General features: G+C 52.9%; 15 protein-coding genes. 4 read left to right on the top strand and 11 right to left on the bottom strand.

Annotated elements, in window-relative coordinates:
* Positions 1–17 precede the first annotated feature (17 nt).
* Together rpsO and B036_RS0119345 are read right to left on the bottom strand one after the other, a co-directional pair.
* Complete coding sequence (rpsO, locus tag B036_RS0119350; protein WP_020570381.1) at positions 18–293, bottom strand: 30S ribosomal protein S15; 276 nt, start codon at positions 291–293, stop codon at positions 18–20.
* A gap of 200 nt (positions 294–493) precedes the next feature.
* The gene (locus B036_RS0119345; protein WP_026232139.1) at positions 494–1129 is read right to left on the bottom strand and encodes a chromophore lyase CpcT/CpeT; all 636 of its coding nucleotides are present in this window, start codon (positions 1127–1129) and stop codon (positions 494–496) included.
* A 134-nt stretch (positions 1130–1263) separates the two neighbouring features.
* On the opposite strand from B036_RS0119345, the gene B036_RS0119340 reads away from it, so the two are divergent.
* On the top strand, positions 1264–1926 hold the full coding sequence (locus B036_RS0119340; protein ID WP_020570379.1) for a beta/alpha barrel domain-containing protein: 663 nt from the start codon (positions 1264–1266) through the stop codon (positions 1924–1926).
* Positions 1927–2121: 195 nt separating this feature from the next.
* On the opposite strand, the gene B036_RS0119335 is transcribed toward B036_RS0119340, so the two are convergent.
* From B036_RS0119335 to B036_RS0119320, 4 genes are all read right to left on the bottom strand, one after another.
* The gene (locus tag B036_RS0119335; RefSeq protein ID WP_020570378.1) at positions 2122–3696 is read right to left on the bottom strand and encodes a hypothetical protein; all 1575 of its coding nucleotides are present in this window, start codon (positions 3694–3696) and stop codon (positions 2122–2124) included.
* Positions 3693–4229: an RNA polymerase sigma factor gene (locus tag B036_RS0119330; RefSeq protein ID WP_020570377.1), complete on the bottom strand. Its 537-nt coding sequence runs from the start codon at positions 4227–4229 to the stop codon at positions 3693–3695. Before B036_RS0119330 ends, B036_RS0119335 begins: the two co-directional genes overlap by 4 nt.
* A 282-nt stretch (positions 4230–4511) precedes the next feature.
* Positions 4512–4706, bottom strand: a complete 195-nt coding sequence (locus tag B036_RS33685; protein WP_020570376.1) for a hypothetical protein — start codon at positions 4704–4706, stop codon at positions 4512–4514.
* Positions 4707–4777: 71 nt separating this feature from the next.
* Entirely contained in the window at positions 4778–5764 is a 987-nt protein-coding gene (locus B036_RS0119320; protein ID WP_020570375.1) for an SAM-dependent methyltransferase, read from the bottom strand.
* 281 nt (positions 5765–6045) lie between these two features.
* Here B036_RS0119320 and hppD point away from each other — a divergent pair, with 281 nt between their 5' ends.
* Entirely contained in the window at positions 6046–7173 is a 1128-nt protein-coding gene (gene hppD, locus B036_RS0119315) for a 4-hydroxyphenylpyruvate dioxygenase (RefSeq protein WP_020570374.1), read from the top strand.
* A gap of 69 nt (positions 7174–7242) precedes the next feature.
* Here the strand turns inward: hppD and B036_RS0119310 are convergent, their stop codons facing one another.
* Entirely contained in the window at positions 7243–8049 is an 807-nt protein-coding gene (locus tag B036_RS0119310) for a beta/alpha barrel domain-containing protein (protein ID WP_044103254.1), read from the bottom strand.
* Positions 8050–8262: 213 nt separating this feature from the next.
* Between B036_RS0119310 and B036_RS0119305 the strand changes: the two genes are divergently transcribed.
* A complete protein-coding gene (locus tag B036_RS0119305) occupies positions 8263–8484 on the top strand; it encodes a hypothetical protein (protein WP_020570372.1) in 222 nt (73 codons plus the stop codon).
* A 177-nt stretch (positions 8485–8661) separates the two neighbouring features.
* On the opposite strand, the gene B036_RS30145 is transcribed toward B036_RS0119305, so the two are convergent.
* From B036_RS30145 to B036_RS30140, 3 genes are all read right to left on the bottom strand, one after another.
* The gene (locus B036_RS30145; RefSeq protein ID WP_020570371.1) at positions 8662–10422 is read right to left on the bottom strand and encodes a di-heme-cytochrome C peroxidase; all 1761 of its coding nucleotides are present in this window, start codon (positions 10420–10422) and stop codon (positions 8662–8664) included.
* 249 nt (positions 10423–10671) lie between these two features.
* Entirely contained in the window at positions 10672–11733 is a 1062-nt protein-coding gene (locus tag B036_RS0119295; RefSeq protein WP_020570370.1) for a branched-chain amino acid aminotransferase, read from the bottom strand.
* A 539-nt stretch (positions 11734–12272) separates the two neighbouring features.
* Entirely contained in the window at positions 12273–14051 is a 1779-nt protein-coding gene (locus tag B036_RS30140; RefSeq protein ID WP_020570369.1) for a hypothetical protein, read from the bottom strand.
* Positions 14052–14264: 213 nt separating this feature from the next.
* On the opposite strand from B036_RS30140, the gene B036_RS0119285 reads away from it, so the two are divergent.
* Complete coding sequence (locus B036_RS0119285) at positions 14265–14987, top strand: outer membrane beta-barrel protein (protein WP_020570368.1); 723 nt, start codon at positions 14265–14267, stop codon at positions 14985–14987.
* A gap of 1085 nt (positions 14988–16072) precedes the next feature.
* On the opposite strand, the gene B036_RS0119280 is transcribed toward B036_RS0119285, so the two are convergent.
* Positions 16073–17287 (bottom strand): phosphoglycerate kinase, encoded by a 1215-nt coding sequence (locus B036_RS0119280; RefSeq protein ID WP_020570367.1) that lies wholly within the window; start codon positions 17285–17287, stop codon positions 16073–16075.
* Positions 17288–17395: the final 108 nt, after the last annotated feature.

Below are 17395 nucleotides of genomic sequence, written 5' to 3'. Positions count from 1 at the left end.
GTTGTCGAGTTATCCGATTACTTACGGATACCAAGCTTAGCGATCAGTGCGCGGTAACCGTCGAGATCCTTCTTCTGAAGGTACGCGAGGTGACGACGACGCTGACCTACGAGGCTCAGCAGGGCCTTACGGCTGCTGTGGTCTTTACGGTGACGCTGAAGGTGGTCGCTCAATTCCTGGATACGGAAAGTGAACAGAGCGATTTGGCCCTCGGTGGAACCGGTGTTGGTGGCAGAGCCACCGTATTCGGCGAAGATTTCTTCCTTCTTCTCCTTTGGCATGTATACTGGCATAATGAAAAAGCCTTTAATGGATCACATGGATCGGGTAAAGCAAAATTTGCGGCTGCAAAGGTACGAGGAAATCATTTGCTGCGCAAATCAAGTTGTCAAGTTGTCGGGTTGTCTGAGGTTTTCTCGATAAACCGAAAACTGGACAACCAGATACCTCGACACCCCGACAACTCGACAACGCTCGCGCTTCGCGCGAGCTCCTACTCCCGAAAAAACATATACCCCCCCTTAGTAGCCCCCCAAACCTGCTTCCCTTCCTCGTCGAAGCCCTGGTCCCAGCTCTGGACGAAAGACCCGGCAATCGATACCCGGCTGGTAGCGTAACTCGCTCCCCGCAGAGTGCTCTTGCACTTATCTTTTTTAGTACTTCCACGGTACATCCCCGGTTCGGTTTGCTTCAGGTACACCGCGCAGCCTTCGCGGGCGATCAGGTCGGAGGGCTTTAGCAGGTCCAGCTTCTCCGGATTTTTGTGAGCACCGATGAAACGATCGGGCTCAGGCAACTCATAGACGCTGCTGATGAACTTCTTTTTCCCCTTTTGCTCCAGCACATACACCCGTTGACGGTAGGGCTTTGTGGGGTCGGAAGCAACGGCCTGTTCAACGTATAGGTAGCTGCCCGGCTGGTCCGTCCAGATGGGCTCCATGTGCAAGACAATGTTCAGGTAGCTATCGTTGGCAGAAGCTTGTGCGGAACTGTTGAAGGTCCCCGTCATGGCTTTTTCCAACGCGGCCAGTTCTGCAGTTGGGGGCGAGGCCGCGGGTGCAGTGGATTTGGTGGTGGAGCAGGCAAGGGTTAGCATAAAGAGGAGTAGGAGTCCGGGAATACGAAGCATGGTAATAACATTTGTTGATGCGAAGGTACAAAGTGGATTTAGGGGATTTTCAGGTGGATTAAGTGATCCTTTTCAATACAGTTTCCTCCCCGGATTAAGCTAACTTTGTTTTTTCACCGCATAAACGAATTATCATGCGCTTAAAAGTATACCAAACTGTTCTTGATCAGGCCATGGTGCCGCTTGCTTACGTTGCCAACGTTGACAAAGCCAAGAAAGTAGTTGACGCCTGCTACGCCGGCGGCCTTCGTAGTTTTGAATTCACCAATCGTGGAATCGGGGCGCATAAAGTATTCGATGCCCTGGCCGAGCATTGCCGGGCCAACTATCCAGACCTTTATCTGGGTATCGGTTCCGTGGTAGATCCCGGAACCGCCAGTCTCTACATTCAGCTTGGCGCGGCCTTCATCGTTGGCCCCACCATCGACGAGGACGTCGTCAAGGTATGCCACCGGCGTAAAGTAGCCTGGATGCCGGGGTGTTTCACCCCTTCCGAAATTGCCCGGGCCGAAGGCCTGGGTGCCGAGATCGTCAAACTGTTCCCCGGCAACGCCGTAGCTCCCGGCTTCATCAGTGCCTACCGCGGCCCCTCTCCCCAAACCACCATCATGGTCACCGGCGGTGTCACCGCCGAGCGGAGCAACCTCGAACGCTGGTTCGGTGAAGGTGCCGCAGCCGTAGGCATGGGGTCCCAACTCATCAAAAACGACTGGATAAAAGCAGGAGAGTTTGGAAAGATGGAGGCATTGGCACGGGAGACCCTGGCGATGATCAGGGAGATCAGGGGTAGAGAATAAGTAAAGGAGAGGATAATGGAATAAGTGAATAAACTACCACTGTTTCCGTTCGCGGCGCTGCGCTTGCTCACCTCGGAAGTGAATGTGAGAACAGTAAATTAGGGTACCCGAATAAAGCGTAAACGAGCAAAGCGAGCACCTCCTTGCGGCAGCTATTCCATTATTCTCTCCTTCAATTATTCAATTAATCCCTTATTAAAACTCCTTCCGAACGCCCAGCTGTAACCCCGCCAACCAGTACGTCTCTTTCAAAGGAGCATCCTTGACGGAGAAAGCTCCCGGATAAGTTTTGAAGAAGGGCTCGACGACAAGCAGGAAGGGATCCTTATTCCCTACCCTATAAGTAGAGGAAAGTGAGGTCATGAAACCAACGCCAATGTTCTGGCGATAGTTACCGTCGGTAGCCAGATCCAATGGTTGCGGCGAATCAGGACGAAGAAAACGCCCACGGACCGAGGTAGACAGGTTGAATACCGGCCCTGCGTTAATGGCTACGTGTAAACGACGGCCAGGTAAGCGGTAGCCAAGCAACAATGGTGCCTCCAGCAACCGGATGCTGTTATTGATGGTCAGATCGGTAGATGCTCCGTTAATAATCTGATCGTATTCCAATTGATTACGGATTTCAGAATAGGTCAGCCCCCCCGTTACCATCAGGTGATCGCCCAACCGGTAGTTGGTCCGTAAGGTAACCTGATAGCTAACTTCCGCAAATTCACTGACCTCACGGGCACTGAGCAGCAGGCGGTTTGCCTCGTCATCTACGGAGAAACTCTGGTTGGCATAGGCCACGCCAAAGAGGAATTCCGTCTGAAACCGATGCCGGGGGGCGGCACGGAAACCAGAGTTCTCGGGAGATTTAATGCGGTACTTACGCTTAACTCCAGGATCGGTTTCTTTTAGTGGCAGCAGCGCCAGAGAACGAGCGGAAAGTTCCCGGATTCCTATGGCAGTACGTTCCCGATCCGTGACAGCCGTGGCTTTGGCGCCATCGATCAACACAACCGCTTCCGTTTCGGCAGACAAGCCTTCGTCAACCTTTGATGTAGGGGTCGAAGGCGCTATCGCCGCCGACAACCCAGTCCCGGCAAGGTCACCAACTGGCACCTCACCTGATACCTGAGGAGCAAACGTGGTAGCATCCTGTGCCTTAATACCTGTTGTTGCACCTGCGCCCGCGCCTGATCCAGCTACTGCTGCTGATTGGTCAGCATTCCCGCCTGGTTTCAAATTTCCTTTCTGGTCTGCCGCCGCAATGGATGGCTCATTATCGGTTATCTCTACCGCAGCACCGTTGCTGGCTACCACTTCAATTTCCGTAGGCACCGTCAGTTCTTCAACCGGAGGTACATCTCCCGCCAATTGCCACCAGGCAATTCCACTCAGCAGCAATAAGGCCGCGAGACCAGCCACCAACCAACGCCGGGAGGGGTAGGTCGCCGGAGTTGGCGCTGTAACGCCCTGCCAAATGCGTTGCCACATGCCTTCGGAAATCGCTCCTTCAGCCTTCTTTAGTTTATCTGCAAATACCTGGTCGATCTCCGCACCTTCCGGCAACGAAGCAACACCGATTGCGGCAATGCGCGACCACATGTCCGCAGGCACATCACCCGCCCGATCGGCAAGTTTGCCGGCAAACAGCTGATCAATGCCTTCCCCTGCGGGTGCCACAGGCGTTTTGCCCGCGCTGACGCGCGACCACATATCCGCAGGTACTTCACCCGCGTGGCCACTAAGGCCTTCCCGAAAAAGATCGTCGATCGGATTCATATGGCGATGCGTTGACGGATTTCTATTTGGCGTTGCAGCACTTTTCGCGCCTTGAGCAGCTGAGACCGGGAACTTGCTTCCTGAATGCCGAGTTGTTCGGCGATCTCTTTGTGGCTGTAGCCTTCGATGGCGTAGAGGTTAAAGACCAACCGGTAGCCATCGGGCAGTGCCTTCACCATTTCCAATAATTCTTTTTCGCCAAGTTCGGCGTAGGCTGTGGGAGCACCTCCTTTTTCGGGGATGTTCTCCAGGCCGGATTGCTCCAGCGCAAACCGTTTTCTCTGGTAGGTTTTCAGAGCAACATTGACGGTAAGGCGGCGGGCCCAGCCCGCAAACGATCCCTGAAAACCGTATTTCGGTAATTTTTCGAATAAGCGAATGAAACTGTCTTGCAGCACATCTTCCGCCTCTGTCTGGGTACGGCAGTAGCGTTGGCAAACCCCCATTAACATTGGGGCATACCGCTCGAACAGCGCGCGTGATGCGGCTTCCTCGCCCCTCAGGGCGCCTTCGATCAGTTCCTTTTCTTTCATGCTTAGCATCGGCGGTCTTACCAGGATTTCAAAGGTAAGACACCTGGAACTAAGCGAATGTGGCCTCAGGGTCAAAAAAGGTTGCAGGTTGCAGGTTGCAGGTTGCAGGTTGCAGGTTGCAGGTTGCAGGTTGCAGGTTGCAGGTTGCACAAAAAAAATGCCACAGGCAATTCAGCCAAATTTTAGCTAGCCTATTTTTGACAAACCTCCTGAACGAGCGGAGCGAAGAACCTTATGCGGTAGCTGCAACCTGCAATAAGTCGCAAAGCGACTAATCTTCCATCAACGCCGAACTTCCTTTCCTTTCGTCTGCGTGTGGCTGTCCCCAATAGCTTCCCGATATTCCTGGGCGACGGCAGTCCGATAGGCCACCGTATCCGGCCATTTCTCCAGCACATTTTCCTGCTCTTTCGGATCACTTCCCAAATCGAATAAACTCAGTTCTATACTATTGAACGCGCCGAGGGCGCCCAGCAACGGGAGCGTATGCGACCTCTGTAACCAGAAGCAAAGCTCCCCTGCAACGCGAACGCCGTGAGGAAGTCGCTCTAATCGTTAATAAACGCCATCTCCAGCAATGGTGTAGGCTCCAACTGGTATGTAAAATCTATTGCCGCAAGCGGGTTATCCGTAGTGGGATACTGACCGATGATCTGCGGGTTGGTAAGACCGCTTTCGTAGTGGGTGAGGTTCTGGCCGCCAAAAACCTGGATGGTGGTCAGAAGGGCCAGCGGCCCCTCAGGTGTTTTTCCAGGCAGAGGAACGGGCAGGCGGAAAGTTGGAAAATCAAGGCTTCCGGTAATGGGTAAATAAGCTTTGAGCGTAGCCTTGTCCAGGGTAAAAACAGGCCCGAAATCACTGCGAACGAACCGATTCGTTTCGTCTTCCAAGACGCCCAGGCTAACGATGATGCGTTCCGGAACCATGATAACATCCTCCGCAAGTTGCCTCATCAGGTTTAGGGCGATGGGCACTTGCATCTCATCAATCAGGCAATACTGCATGGTTTCGGTCAGCATGATGTCAATCGGAGTACCTCCTGAAATGACGTGGGTAGCGGCATCCGTTTGGATGAAGGCTTCGACGTAATCGCTCAGCCCAAGCTGATCGAATGTTCGCTGGACACTGGCGTAGCTTCCCCCGTTAATTTCAATACAGGTTACGCGCAGTTCCTGTGCACTGAACCGGGAGGTAAGCGGCAGAAAGAGCGTAGCCCATGGGCCGGTGCCTGCATAGAGAATATGTACGGGGCCGTCACGGCGTGCCTTCGTCGATACAACAGCCTGGTAGAGGCCGCTGACGAAACGCTTCGTCCGCAGGAGGTCATCGATACACAGCGCTGCCCAGGTAGTACCGATGGCAACACCCGCGCCGGTATGCACGCAATCCATCTCTTCCTCTCCACCAAGGTCAATGCCCGAGGCAGTGAGTAAAATATCGCGGTATTGGTCGAGCGTTTCGGAGAGGAGGTCGCCCCGGGTTTGTTCATCCAGCAAGACATTGGTGATGTCAGCCAGGTTTTGATGATGGGGCATTTATTAGCTTATAGTAGTAGTAAGTAGTAGGTCGTCGGACTTACGAATGGGTTGTTAACGGAACCATCGTTGTCGTTAGTACGAGCCAAGGTAGCTTAAATACCTGCACCAGAAGCAGCAGGCGCGAACGCAGGTGCAGGGAAAGGGTAAAAGGCAGCGAAAGTTAACCGGCAGCACCTACAGACAATCAACCATCTTCTTACCCGTTTATATTGCAAGCGTCAGTCGAAATCACTACTTTTGCGCAAGCAATTATTGCCTTAACAACTAAATAAATAGCAATGTCCGCTGTAGCCACAGAAAAAGCCCCCTTCACCACCACCGACAGCTTCCCTTTATTGGGTACGGATTATGTGGAATTGTACGTAGGAAATGCCCGCCAGGCCGCCCACTTTTACCAGTCGTGCATGGGTTTTCAACCGCTGGCTTACGCTGGGCTCAGCACCGGTCTTAAGGACCGGGAGAGCTACGTCGTGGTCCAGGATAAGATTCGCCTGGTGCTGACCAGCCCGCTGACCAAAGGGACGGAAATTGGCCGTTTGCACGACTTGCACGGGGACACCGTGCGTTGTGTTGCGCTTTGGGTCGATGACGCTGCAAAGGCTTACGAAACGGCCGTTAGCCGTGGCGCGGAGTCCGTATCCGAACCCTGGTCTTCAAAAGACGAATTTGGCACCTGCGTCCGCGCCCAAATCCAGAGCTTTGGTAACACCATCCACGAATTCGTGGAACGCAAGGACTACACCGGACCCTTCATGCCAGGCTACGCTGCCTGGAGCCCGGAATACCGCCCCGAGCCCATCGGCCTGAAATTTATTGACCACATGGTCAGCAACGTTGCCCTTGGGGAGATGAACAAATGGGTCAACTGGTACGCCGAAGTGATGGACTTCAAGCAACTCATCAGCTTCGACGACAAAGACATTTCCACCAAGTACACTGCGCTGATGAGTAAGGTAATGAGCAACGGAAACGGCCGCGTCAAATTCCCCATCAACGAACCTGCCCCCGGCCTGAAAAAGAGCCAGATTGAGGAGTACCTCGAGTTCCATTGCGGTCCTGGCATCCAACACATTGCGGTAGCTACGGATGATGTGATCTCCACCGTGAGGGCCCTGAAGGCCCGTGGTATGGAGTTCCTCCGGGTCCCCGACAGCTACTACGATACCCTACTCGACCGCGTTGGCGACATCGACGAAGACCTCAGCCCGCTCCGCGAACTCGGCATCCTCGTTGACCGCGACGACGAAGGTTACCTCCTGCAGATCTTCACGAAGCCCGTACAGCCCCGGCCCACGGTTTTCTTCGAAATCATCCAACGTAAAGGCGCTACCAGTTTTGGTAAAGGCAACTTTAAGGCGTTGTTTGAGGCTATTGAGCGGGAACAGGAAGTACGCGGCACGCTGTAAAGCGCTGCGCGCTTTCGCGTCCGCGTAGACGAAAATTCGCTCATTCAATTATTCAATCATTTCCCCAACCTAAAAGACGGTCAAAGAAGATGCCATGGCTAACGAGAATGCGTCTTTACTTACCCCCGTGGCTTCAAAGCCAAAGTAGTCGAACAGACGTTCCGTCGGCATATTCCCCGTCAAGTCATCCTTGGCCATGGGGCAACCACCAAATCCGCGGATGGCCCCATCATACCGTTGGCAACCGGCAGCGGCGGCGGCGGCGATCTTCTCTTCCCAGGTGTTTGGTGTGGTGTGCAGGTGAGCGCCAATTTCCAGGTTGGGGTACCTGGGGATAAGACTGCTGAACAGGTAGCTGATGCTGGCGGGAGCGCTGACGCCAATGGTGTCGGACAGTTGAAAAATTTTGATGTCCAGCTCCGCAAGGCGGCTGACCCACTGCTCCACCACTTCCACATTCCATGGGTCGCCATAGGGGTTCCCGAAGCCCATGCTGAGGTACACGACCATTTCCTTTCCGGCGGCCACGGTGAGTTCCTGGATTTGTTTGACCCGGTCTACACTCTCCGCCAGCGTGGCATTGGTATTGCGTAGTTGAAACGTCTCACTTACGCTGAAGGGGTAGCCGAGGTACTGTATCTCGGGGTGCGACAGGGCGGCTTCCGCCCCACGACGATTTGCCACAATCGCCAGCAGCTTAGTAGCCGTGGCGCTCAGGTCCAACCTACTGAGTACTTCCGCAGTATCCCGCATTTGCGGAATAGCCTTCGGAGAAACGAAGCTGCCAAAGTCAAGGCTATCAAAGCCACAAGCCAACAACTGCTGAATGTAGGCGGCCTTGGTCTCGGTGGGGATAAAGTCGTGACGCCCTTGCATGGCATCGCGCGGGCATTCGATGATCTTAATCGAATTAGTGGTGGTGGTGGGCAAAATCAACTTGGTTACGGGCTAAGAATATCGAGTTGTCGGGTTGTCGAGTTGTCAGGTTGTCGAAAAATAGGGTTGGGGTCAGTACTTGGTAAAAATAATGGCTATCTGCTCAACACCACGTCCTGCTCCGTAGTTTTACACCAAACTACTATCTCCGACATGCTAAAAAACGCCACCACCCTCACCGTCATCGGTTTTCTGCTGATGTTCGTGGGCATTGTCACCTTCTTCCTTAACGTGGTCGGGGTTGATTTCATTCTGCTAGAATGGCTCTATCGCTGGAACGTAGCCGTATCCTTTGTTGTCCGCATCCTGATGATCATCGTGGGGATGGTCCTCATTTATGTGGGACAAACAGACTGGGACAGGGAGGAGGCGTAGCCGCAGGCTTTTAGGCGAGCATTCGCTTGGTTAATTTTTGCACACGGCCTTTGTCCAAATAGACCTCCTACGCGCTTATAGGGCACGCTACCCAGACTTGCAAAAGGTTAAACACAGCAAGGCTCCGACATCATGATATGAGGTGCCGGAGCCTAACTAAAAGACCATACAGAAGACCTACAGCGTTTTGAGGTACTCCACCAGCGCCCACTTCTCTTCGTCGGTCCTGCCAGTACCGTAAACGTGTCCGCCATTAGAGTTGCCAGGCATTACTTCACCCTGGTGCTTAACCTTAAAAAGGTTTTTTCCTTCGTTGGTTATAAAGCCTACATTTTTGGGGTCAAAGTCCTGGCTACCTACCCAAAACTCCGTGACCCGATCTTCCGGTTTTTTGAGCAGTTCCCACAGGTTAGGTACGGAACCGTTGTGTAAATAAGGCGCAGTTGCCCAGATACCGTTGAGGGGGCGGGCCTTATAGCTCGGGTTAGGTGCCGCTGTAGGTTCGTCTTGAGCGTGGCCTACTCCACGGGAATGGCCTTGCATATTTATCTCCCCGTGAGACTTTTCCTGCATCATCTCTATGAGCATTGGCGCCAGCAGCCCCGCTACTCCGTTAACCGGAATGGTGATGGCCGGCATGGTGTCTGCCATAACCGGTCCGTCTAGGATCTCGACCTTCATTCCCTCCAATATTCCCGTAGCAGCTACGTTTGTCAGTGCAATCATCGCGGTAGTAGGGTCAGTCCCTATTTTACCGATGGGGACCATCTTCGATTTGTAGTTGAGTAGCTGATCTTCCATGGCTACTACCTGGTGACAACCGGCACAGGTCTTCCCAAAAAGAACCGCTCCCTGAGCTACGAGTTCCGGATTGACCGCGGGCAGGTTGCCATTAGTATCGTTCCATTGCGGTGACTTAAGGGTTTTTACCAAATTCTCCAGGGCGATCAAGCCGGGGAAGTTAGCCGTCGAAGCGTAATCGAAGGGCAATAATGGCACTTTCGGTTTCCCTTCTGGCTTAGTGATTTTCAACCCGCCAAATACGCCAACAACTTCACCAGTATTGCGTACCAACGGGCCAATGGAGCGCGGGATGTTGGAAGCACTACCGTTCCACTGAACGACATCAGATTGATGCGTCCCCCACAGGAATGGGTAGGATACCGGACCGATGGCCGGGTTACCGTTGCCCGGCATATCGAGCGCTAAAACGGAACCCGCGTTTTCGATGTTGGTAAAAGCATCCAGGCGGCCGTAGCTGGTGAAATCACTGGGGTAGTGGTCCGGTAATGCTGCCGTACTTTGCCTCAGTTCCGAATCAGCGGCAAGCGAGGCCAGTGCCGCTTTCAGTTGGTTGACCGAAGCGTCGTCATACTTATCCGCCAACACTTTGTGGGCAAATCGATCGAATTTATCCGCGTCATCCCGGGTGGACACCAGGGTCGTAACGATGTCATCGTAAAGGCCGACAAAGTCGGCGAGGGCCGGAGCCCCATCGACCAAAAAAGCTTTACCATCATATTTGACCACATTAGTATGGCAGGCAGCGCAGGTAAAGCCTACGAAGGTCTCTCCGGTGGACTTGTCCGTATCCAGGGCGAAGCCAACCGGCAGGCCCTTCGGGTTCAGCGTGGATACCGGTGCCGGCAAATAGCCCAGATCGTCCATACGCCGGGGCGTAAACATCGGGTTTTCTCCGGTAGGCTCCTCCAGGGCGGCGAACCAAGTGTAGGGCATGACCCGTGACCCCTGGGTAACGAACCAGAAGCTGTCCCGTTTGGCAGCGTTCCAGCCCTGGTCAAAGAAGGTCCAATCCTCCGGAGTATAGGCTTCCGGTTCAGGTTCCTTTTTTTCGGGTTTGTTTGTATCGCCCGGATCTTGTTTGCACGCAACGGCAATTGTGCCCAGTACGAGGGCAAAAAAGAAAAATCTTTTCATTATGGGTGTGGTTGGTGATTCTCTTAAATAGTGAACAACCGCTAAGCGGTTACCCAGCGTTAAAATAGGCACGCCTTAGGCGTAGGAAAAAACCTTTGCCCAACATCACGTAGAAACACCTACAACTTCGGAGATTTTTTTCGCACAATAACGGTTGCTTCTGTCAAAGGCACCTGAAAGCATAACACAGAACTGCCTGCTCCGCAGGAGGCAGAGCAGGCAGTTTAATCAGGATCATGGTGTGGGTAATCAGACCTTTACCAACCAATTGAATTTATCTTCTACGGTGCCTGTCCGCAGCCCGTCAATGTATTTTTTGAGCATTGGTCCAATCTTGCGATCTTCCACTGCGGGCAGCGTCATGAGTTTATCACCATACTGGAGTTCAGCTACGTGACTGACCACGGCGGCGGTGCCGGCGCCGAACATCTCCTGGAGCGTACCGGCTTCATGGGCTTCAACGATTTCGTCGATTTCCACCACTCGCTCAGTGACTTTATAACCCTGGTCACGGAGGATGGTAATGAAGTTTTTGCGGGTTATACCTTTAAGGATGGCACCGTCGGTTGCGGGGGTGACTACTTCGCCATCGATCACGAAGAAGATGTTCATGGTGCCGACTTCCTGAATCTGCGTTTTGTTCGGGCCGCCCATCCAAACCACCTGATCGAAGCCTTTTTGCTGGGCTTCGTAGGCTGGCCGGAGGCTACCTGCGTAATTGCCGGCAGCTTTAGCCTCGCCGGTACCGCCGGGCACCGCCCGGACATAATGTTGCTCGACTACAAGGCGAACGGGCTTAGCGTAGTAAGGTCCTACGGGCGCCGTAAAGATGCAGAAACGGTAAGTTTCGCTGGGGCGAACGCCAATGAACTCATCGGTGGAGAACATATAAGGACGGAGGTAGAGCGCGCTGCCCGCTACTGGTGGAATCCAATCTTTATCAAGGGCAACCAACTGGCTTATGGCTTCAACAAAACGTTCTTCCGGGAACTCCGCCATCATCATCCTCCGGGCACTTGCATTGAGGCGTTTGGCGTGGTCGATGGGGCTCAGTAAGACGGGAGTACCGTCTTCCAGTTTACTCGCCTTCATTCCTTCAAAGATCGCCTGGCCGTAATGTAGCACCATGCTGGCCGGGTGAATGGTAAAATGGCCGAAGGGCACAATGCGGTCATTGATCCATTCGCCGTCTACATAGTCGGCAAGGAACATGTGGTCACTGAAAATCTTACCGAACGGGAGGTTGTTCCAATCGACGGTGGAGATACGACTTTGCTGTACTTTTTCTACTGGGATCTGTGTGGCAATCATGAGTTTTCGATTTGGATTTGGTTCGGGGGTGAAGAAAAGGCAACACACCTCAGCTTTTCGTCGCCTGCCTTGTGGTGAATAAGCAGGCGCCCCAATAGCTATCGGGGCAGGTGCAGTAAGTGGTTAACCTACGGCAAAGTTGAGGATAAAAAAGACGGGTTCCAAATTTAATTTCGCACGTCCTTTCTCTTAAAAACAGCAGAAAGCATTTCAAGATTTTTTTGACTATTCCTGCTGCGTCAAAGTTGAGATTCTAATGAGCCGATCCCTCCAGGTGGGCGCGAAAGCTACCGTAACATTGTCTTGATCCTCACAAAATACAACTTGTCATCCAATGGCGGGAAGGAGCCCTAATGAATATTATGAACGGAAGGACTAATTTCCCGACCCTGCACGCTCCACCTAAAGGTCTTATCCCTGCACATTTAGCCCCGTTTTGCACCTGCGGCCGCGCCTTATTAGTCTTTTTGGTCTTGTAGACTTGTGGTCTTGTAGTGCTGCCGCAAAGGGAAGCTCGCTTCGCTTGTATAGGCTCCCTCCTAAAACTCATACCGCTGCCGCGCCACATTCCAACGAATGCCCAGGTTGACCACCGTCGTCTCCAAATCCCGTGCCGCTAAATCGGAATCCTTGTTTCTCGACAGGAACATCCCCTCCAGCCACAGGTTTGGCTTGAGTTCATAGCTGGCCGTAACCGACAGCAGGCTATTGGTATAGTTGATGCCCTGGCCAATCTCGTTTCCAAAATTCATTTCCCGGTCGTTGGAGGAACGGTTCAGGTTTTCTCCCACCACCAGTTCATCGGTCCCCTCTCCCTGGTCGATCACATACAGGCGTGTTCTCAGCTGCAAACGAGGCAACGGGCGATAATCGAAGCCCACCAGTACCTCCTTGAAATTTGCCCCCAGCGGGTGGGCGAGCGGCATGGCAAAATGGGTGTAGTTGCTCAGCCCCCGGTGGCTGTAAGTGAAGGGACGGACCAGGTTTCTCTCAACGATCAGGTCGAGTTGATCAACGCCAAACGCATCTGCGTACCGCGCACCAAGCTGGTAGCCGAACTTATTGGCCCACCAGCCGCGTCGCTCCACAAACAACTCGTCGAATTTAAATTCATCCAGGACAAACTGCCCATAAACTTCTACCCTAAAAGGCGTCCGATACCGGCCGGTAAGGCCCACAATTGCGTTATCCGGGCTGCCGACGCTCTGCTCGATGGTACGGTACAAAATAATCGGATTCAGGTAGGCCAGGTCAAAACCGTTCTCCCGATTCATAACCACTGCTTCAAAGAGTCCGAAAGTCAACCGGTCTCCCAGGTTAATGGACAGGTGGTGCGCAGCCAGGTATTTTTTGGTAAGCGGCAGCCCCGTTGGCACCGTCATTTGCGGGCCGGCGGTAAGCTCCGCAAAGAGGTTCCGGTAATGGAATTTCCAGATTCGCCAGTTGAGCTCCAGGTAGGGGTAGTTGTTGCTAAAATCAGACAGCAGCAGCGACCGCTCCCCGTCACCAATAAAGTGGCGGCCGTAGCCCAGGCGGGCACCTACGTGTTTGGTGAGATCGGCAGATACGTAGCCCTGCCCGTTGAGGTAGTCTGTCCCTCGCTGAACGTTCACCAGATCAAGGGTATAGTTTTTCAGGAAGCCCGCCCCCGGTAGGGCATCGAACCGATTGCGAAACTGACGAACGTAATCGGGCAGACCAGCCTGGGTTTCCAGTATCTCGAAGTTGAAGAAGATCCGGTCATCAATGCCGGCCCGCAGCTTCAACCCACGACGGTTAAAAAACGAATCCTCGCTGTCATTCTGCTGCTTACCGTAGCGCAGATCAATCAGTGGATTCAGGCGGAGGTAAAAGTCTGGCCGGTTAACCTCAAGAAAATGGGCCGGAGTGGCATAAAAAAGGTTCGCGATCGGCTGCCGCTTTTCGTGTAGCGCGTTGGCGGCAGATTTCAGCGCAAAATCGTCTCCTATCCAAAAGGCTGCCTGGTCGCTGTCTTCTTCCTCCGCAAAGGGTTCCAGGGCCAGCCATTCGTTATTGTCGTCGAAGAACCGTTGCAAACGGTACTTATCCGTTTTACTCATTGACTCTCCGTACCGGGCCCTAAAAGTCTTCGCCAGCCGGACCAATCCGGCACGGTTCGTTGGCCGCAGGCTCAGGTCCGTAGCCGGCCGTTCAAAGCCGTCGTATCCGTAGCGGAGGGTGAGGCGACGCAGGAGGTCGTAGCCGTCGGTTTCGTCCGTCGGTAAAGGGCTGCCTTGCCCAAGTAAGGGAAAAAAAGGCAAAAGAAAAAAGGGCAGGAGCAGGGCGAAGTACTTCATGGGGGGCAAGGTACGACGGCTGGTGATTGTTGGGGCTGTTGTAAATATGTAGAAGTACGACAGAGGTCAGTATCTTGAATATTGCCCTCCTCCTAAAGGAGGCTCGATAGTAAATATGTAGAAGTACGACAACAAAGAAAAGCAAGCCCCCCTACCCAAACAAAATATTCCCCCCCACCAGATAGTTTAAATACCCCCAACCTACCAGAATAGATGCCAAGACGCTTTGCTTCCCCAGTCTTCCTACTTACGCTTTTCTACTTCGCTCTTTCTCCACTACTCGAAGCCCAAACCTACGAGCGGGCCTTCGGCCTGGAAATTGCCCCGCACGCCGGTGGCCGCCGCATTTCAGCGGGTGCCGGTGTCCCATTTCAACAACTTGAAGCGCAGGACAGTCTGGAAAACGGCGTAGGTGGCTACGGCATCGGACTGATCTTCGAGAGCAGAGCTGACAAACTGGGCTTCACCACCGGCGTTCGCTACCTCAAGACCGGTTATGAAGCAATGCTCGAAAGCCCGGAAGGGCCGGGCCTCGGCCGAGGAGTGCTTGATGAAGTCACCGCACATTATATCTCCATACCACTTGAGTTGAATTTCCATCAAAACATCACGGAGAAAGACCGCGTCCATTTCATGCTCGGCATGTCAGCTAACCTCCACCTCAATACCACGACCAAGCAAACCATCTTCTTTGATGGTGAGGTCCAAAGTTCCGGAAACTTACCCGAGAGCGCCACCGAGGAATTCCGCCCCGTAGTCCTTTCCCTGAATACCGGCCTGGGGTTTGATCGGAAACTTGGCGAAGACTGGGCCGTACGCGTCCAACCTTACTTTCGGTTCTTCCTCCAGGGTAACCTGAAGACGAATTTTGATCAACTCAACCGGAATTACTATCAGACGGGGGTACGGGTTACTTTTAAGCGGGTGTTTCTTTAAGGTTAAAGCACTCACTCTCCCAGTTTACAATACTAGAACAAACACCACTACAACTTACACAAGCAAGCCGGACAGAGCAGTGATAAAACCTAACAACTAATGGGAAACGTATTCCTATAATTCAGTTGTCAGGGGAAGTACTTTCATCTGGAAAAACATAGAGGTGAAGAAACAGGATGATGTTCCTGAAATAGTTCCTCCAGAACAGTTTTCAGAGGTTTTTATAGAAGTGAATGAGTTAAGTGCAGGGCTTAGAATTCTCTCGTCTCCTTTTAGCTCAAAACCTTCAATAATCTCCTGCGATTGACCTCTCACTAGATTATTGGTATTCCCAGCAATTTTTTGCTTGAACTTTACAGGATGGAATTATCACCCAATTTTAACGGCTTTAGGGCTTCGTTAACCGGTCACCGCCACCACCGCAGGTAGCAGCGTAGTTCACGCCGTCTCCGGAAGTCGAAACCGGGAATTTCATCCAACACTACTTGGCTTTTCGTTGAAGTTGAAATTTTGTGGAAGTGCGGCAATTTTGTCTTCCAGGCCTGAAAAACAGCCTGTTGACTCCTTCCACTAGGTTGTTCTTGGCCCGCCAGCTTGGTAGCTTTGCCTGAAACGCAAATCTATCCCTGCAACCACCAGCTACGGCCTTGGCCCCGGCCGCAAATGCTGCCCCTGACGGCCGTTAAAAAATGCAAATTGTATGAGCCACCACCAGATTGCTATTTTTCCGAAAAGCTGCTGTTACCAAAAAATTGAAGAGCGAAGGGACAGGCTTAGCTGCGAGTTTTTGCATTTTAGGCCGGCAGGGGTAGCATTTGTGATCAGCCGGGAGACACAGCCAAAGGGTTTTGCTACTTTTCCCCATGAAAAGTAGGCCGCCGGCAGGCAGGTGTAACGAGAGGCCACGTAGACGTACCGTTTCCACAACTGGCTGAAAACATTCTGAGTCCCAAAACCGTAATTTGGAATTCCTGCTATACTGGACACACTCCCTCTAAATACAAACGGGCGAACACCAGAAATTTCCGATGCCCGCCCGTTTGGGGTAATTATAGCTAAAGCCTGCTTAAGCCGAGGTTAAGTATCTACCCCCGAATCGCCGCAATCCCAGGCAATACCTTGCCCTCCAGCAGCTCCAGCATAGCACCACCACCAGTAGAAACAAAACTCACCTTGTCGGCCAGTCCAGCCTGGTTAATAGCCGAGACGGAGTCTCCGCCGCCAATGAGGCTATACGCCCCATTTTCCTGCGTGGCCTTAGCCACTGCATTCGCAATGGCGTTGGTACCAATGGCGAAGTTCTTCATTTCGAAGACCCCCATCGGTCCATTCCATAAAATGGATTTACTCTCCGCAATAACGGCGGAGAAGATTTTAACGGATTCCGGGCCAATGTCCAGCCCTTCCCACTCGTCACCGATTTCACCGGCAGGCACAATTTCCCGTGGTGTTTCGTTGCTGAAGTCCTTACCTACCGTGGTATCCACCGGCAGGTATATTTTTGTTCCGTTTGCCTCCGCTTTTTTCAACAAATCGAGGGCCTTGTCTGTCTTGTCCCGTTCCACCAAAGACTTACCAACCTTACCACCCTGAGCGAGGCTGAAGGTGTAAGCCATGGCACCACCAATAATGATGTTGTCGGCAAAATCAAGTAATTTCTCCAACAAAAGGATCTTGTCGCTCACTTTTGCTCCGCCTACGATGGCGGTGACCGGGTGGGCGGGGTTATTCAGGAGCTGCTCTGCCCCTGCCAACTCCGCTTCAATCAACAGGCCAAAGGCCCGTTGGGTCGGATCAAAGAACCGGGCGACGGTGGCCGTAGAAGCATGCTCGCGGTGCGCAGCACCAAAGGCATCATTTACGTACAGGTCTCCCAGCGCAGCCATAGCCTTGGCCAGGTCCTCATCCCCCTTCTCTTCTCCGGAGTAAAAACGGGTGTTCTCCAGCAGCAGGATTTGCCCGGGCTCCAGCGCAGCAACGGCAGCCTGGGCTTCTTCTCCGATCGTATCTTCAACAAACTGGACCTGGCAACCAACGTAGTCCTGTAGAACCGGGATTACGGGGGCAAGGGTGTTAGCAGCTTTGTCCACACTTCCGTCCTCCAGTTTCTTCTTTTGGGGCCGACCAAGGTGAGACATCAGAATAACCGCCGCACCCTGCTCCAGCAAATAGATGATGGTGGGGGCAGCTTTGGAGATCCGGGTGTCGTCAGTAACTTTCTTGTCTGCATCAAGCGGAACATTGAAATCTACGCGCACGAGAACTTTCTTACCGGATACGTTGAGGTCTTTTAAACTCATGGTGAAAGGGGGAATAAAAGGAGGAAAGGAGGAAAGAAGAAAAGGAGCAGGAATAAAGGAAAAAAGGGAGTAACGAAAGGTACTGGCCCTTCCTTTACTCCCTTCCTC

Origin of the sequence: Neolewinella persica DSM 23188 (genome assembly GCF_000373105.1) — a bacterium.
In the GTDB taxonomy this organism is placed as follows: Bacteria; Bacteroidota; Bacteroidia; order Chitinophagales; family Saprospiraceae; genus Neolewinella; species Neolewinella persica.
This window is presented reverse-complemented; position numbering and strand designations above follow the sequence as displayed.

Excerpts from the sequence above, each read along its gene's own strand:
- rpsO (WP_020570381.1), bottom strand. The coding sequence starts at position 293 with ATGCCAGTATACATGCCAAAGGAGAAGAAGGAAGAAATCTTCGCCGAA.
- B036_RS0119345 (WP_026232139.1), bottom strand. The coding sequence starts at position 1,129 with ATGCTTCGTATTCCCGGACTCCTACTCCTCTTTATGCTAACCCTTGCC.
- B036_RS0119340 (WP_020570379.1), top strand. The coding sequence starts at position 1,264 with ATGCGCTTAAAAGTATACCAAACTGTTCTTGATCAGGCCATGGTGCCG.
- B036_RS0119335 (WP_020570378.1), bottom strand. The coding sequence starts at position 3,696 with ATGAATCCGATCGACGATCTTTTTCGGGAAGGCCTTAGTGGCCACGCG.
- B036_RS0119330 (WP_020570377.1), bottom strand. The coding sequence starts at position 4,229 with ATGAAAGAAAAGGAACTGATCGAAGGCGCCCTGAGGGGCGAGGAAGCC.
- B036_RS0119320 (WP_020570375.1), bottom strand. The coding sequence starts at position 5,764 with ATGCCCCATCATCAAAACCTGGCTGACATCACCAATGTCTTGCTGGAT.
- hppD (WP_020570374.1), top strand. The coding sequence starts at position 6,046 with ATGTCCGCTGTAGCCACAGAAAAAGCCCCCTTCACCACCACCGACAGC.
- B036_RS0119310 (WP_044103254.1), bottom strand. The coding sequence starts at position 8,049 with ATGCAAGGGCGTCACGACTTTATCCCCACCGAGACCAAGGCCGCCTAC.
- B036_RS0119305 (WP_020570372.1), top strand. The coding sequence starts at position 8,263 with ATGCTAAAAAACGCCACCACCCTCACCGTCATCGGTTTTCTGCTGATG.
- B036_RS30145 (WP_020570371.1), bottom strand. The coding sequence starts at position 10,422 with ATGAAAAGATTTTTCTTTTTTGCCCTCGTACTGGGCACAATTGCCGTT.
- B036_RS0119295 (WP_020570370.1), bottom strand. The coding sequence starts at position 11,733 with ATGATTGCCACACAGATCCCAGTAGAAAAAGTACAGCAAAGTCGTATC.
- B036_RS30140 (WP_020570369.1), bottom strand. The coding sequence starts at position 14,051 with ATGAAGTACTTCGCCCTGCTCCTGCCCTTTTTTCTTTTGCCTTTTTTT.
- B036_RS0119285 (WP_020570368.1), top strand. The coding sequence starts at position 14,265 with ATGCCAAGACGCTTTGCTTCCCCAGTCTTCCTACTTACGCTTTTCTAC.
- B036_RS0119280 (WP_020570367.1), bottom strand. The coding sequence starts at position 17,287 with ATGAGTTTAAAAGACCTCAACGTATCCGGTAAGAAAGTTCTCGTGCGC.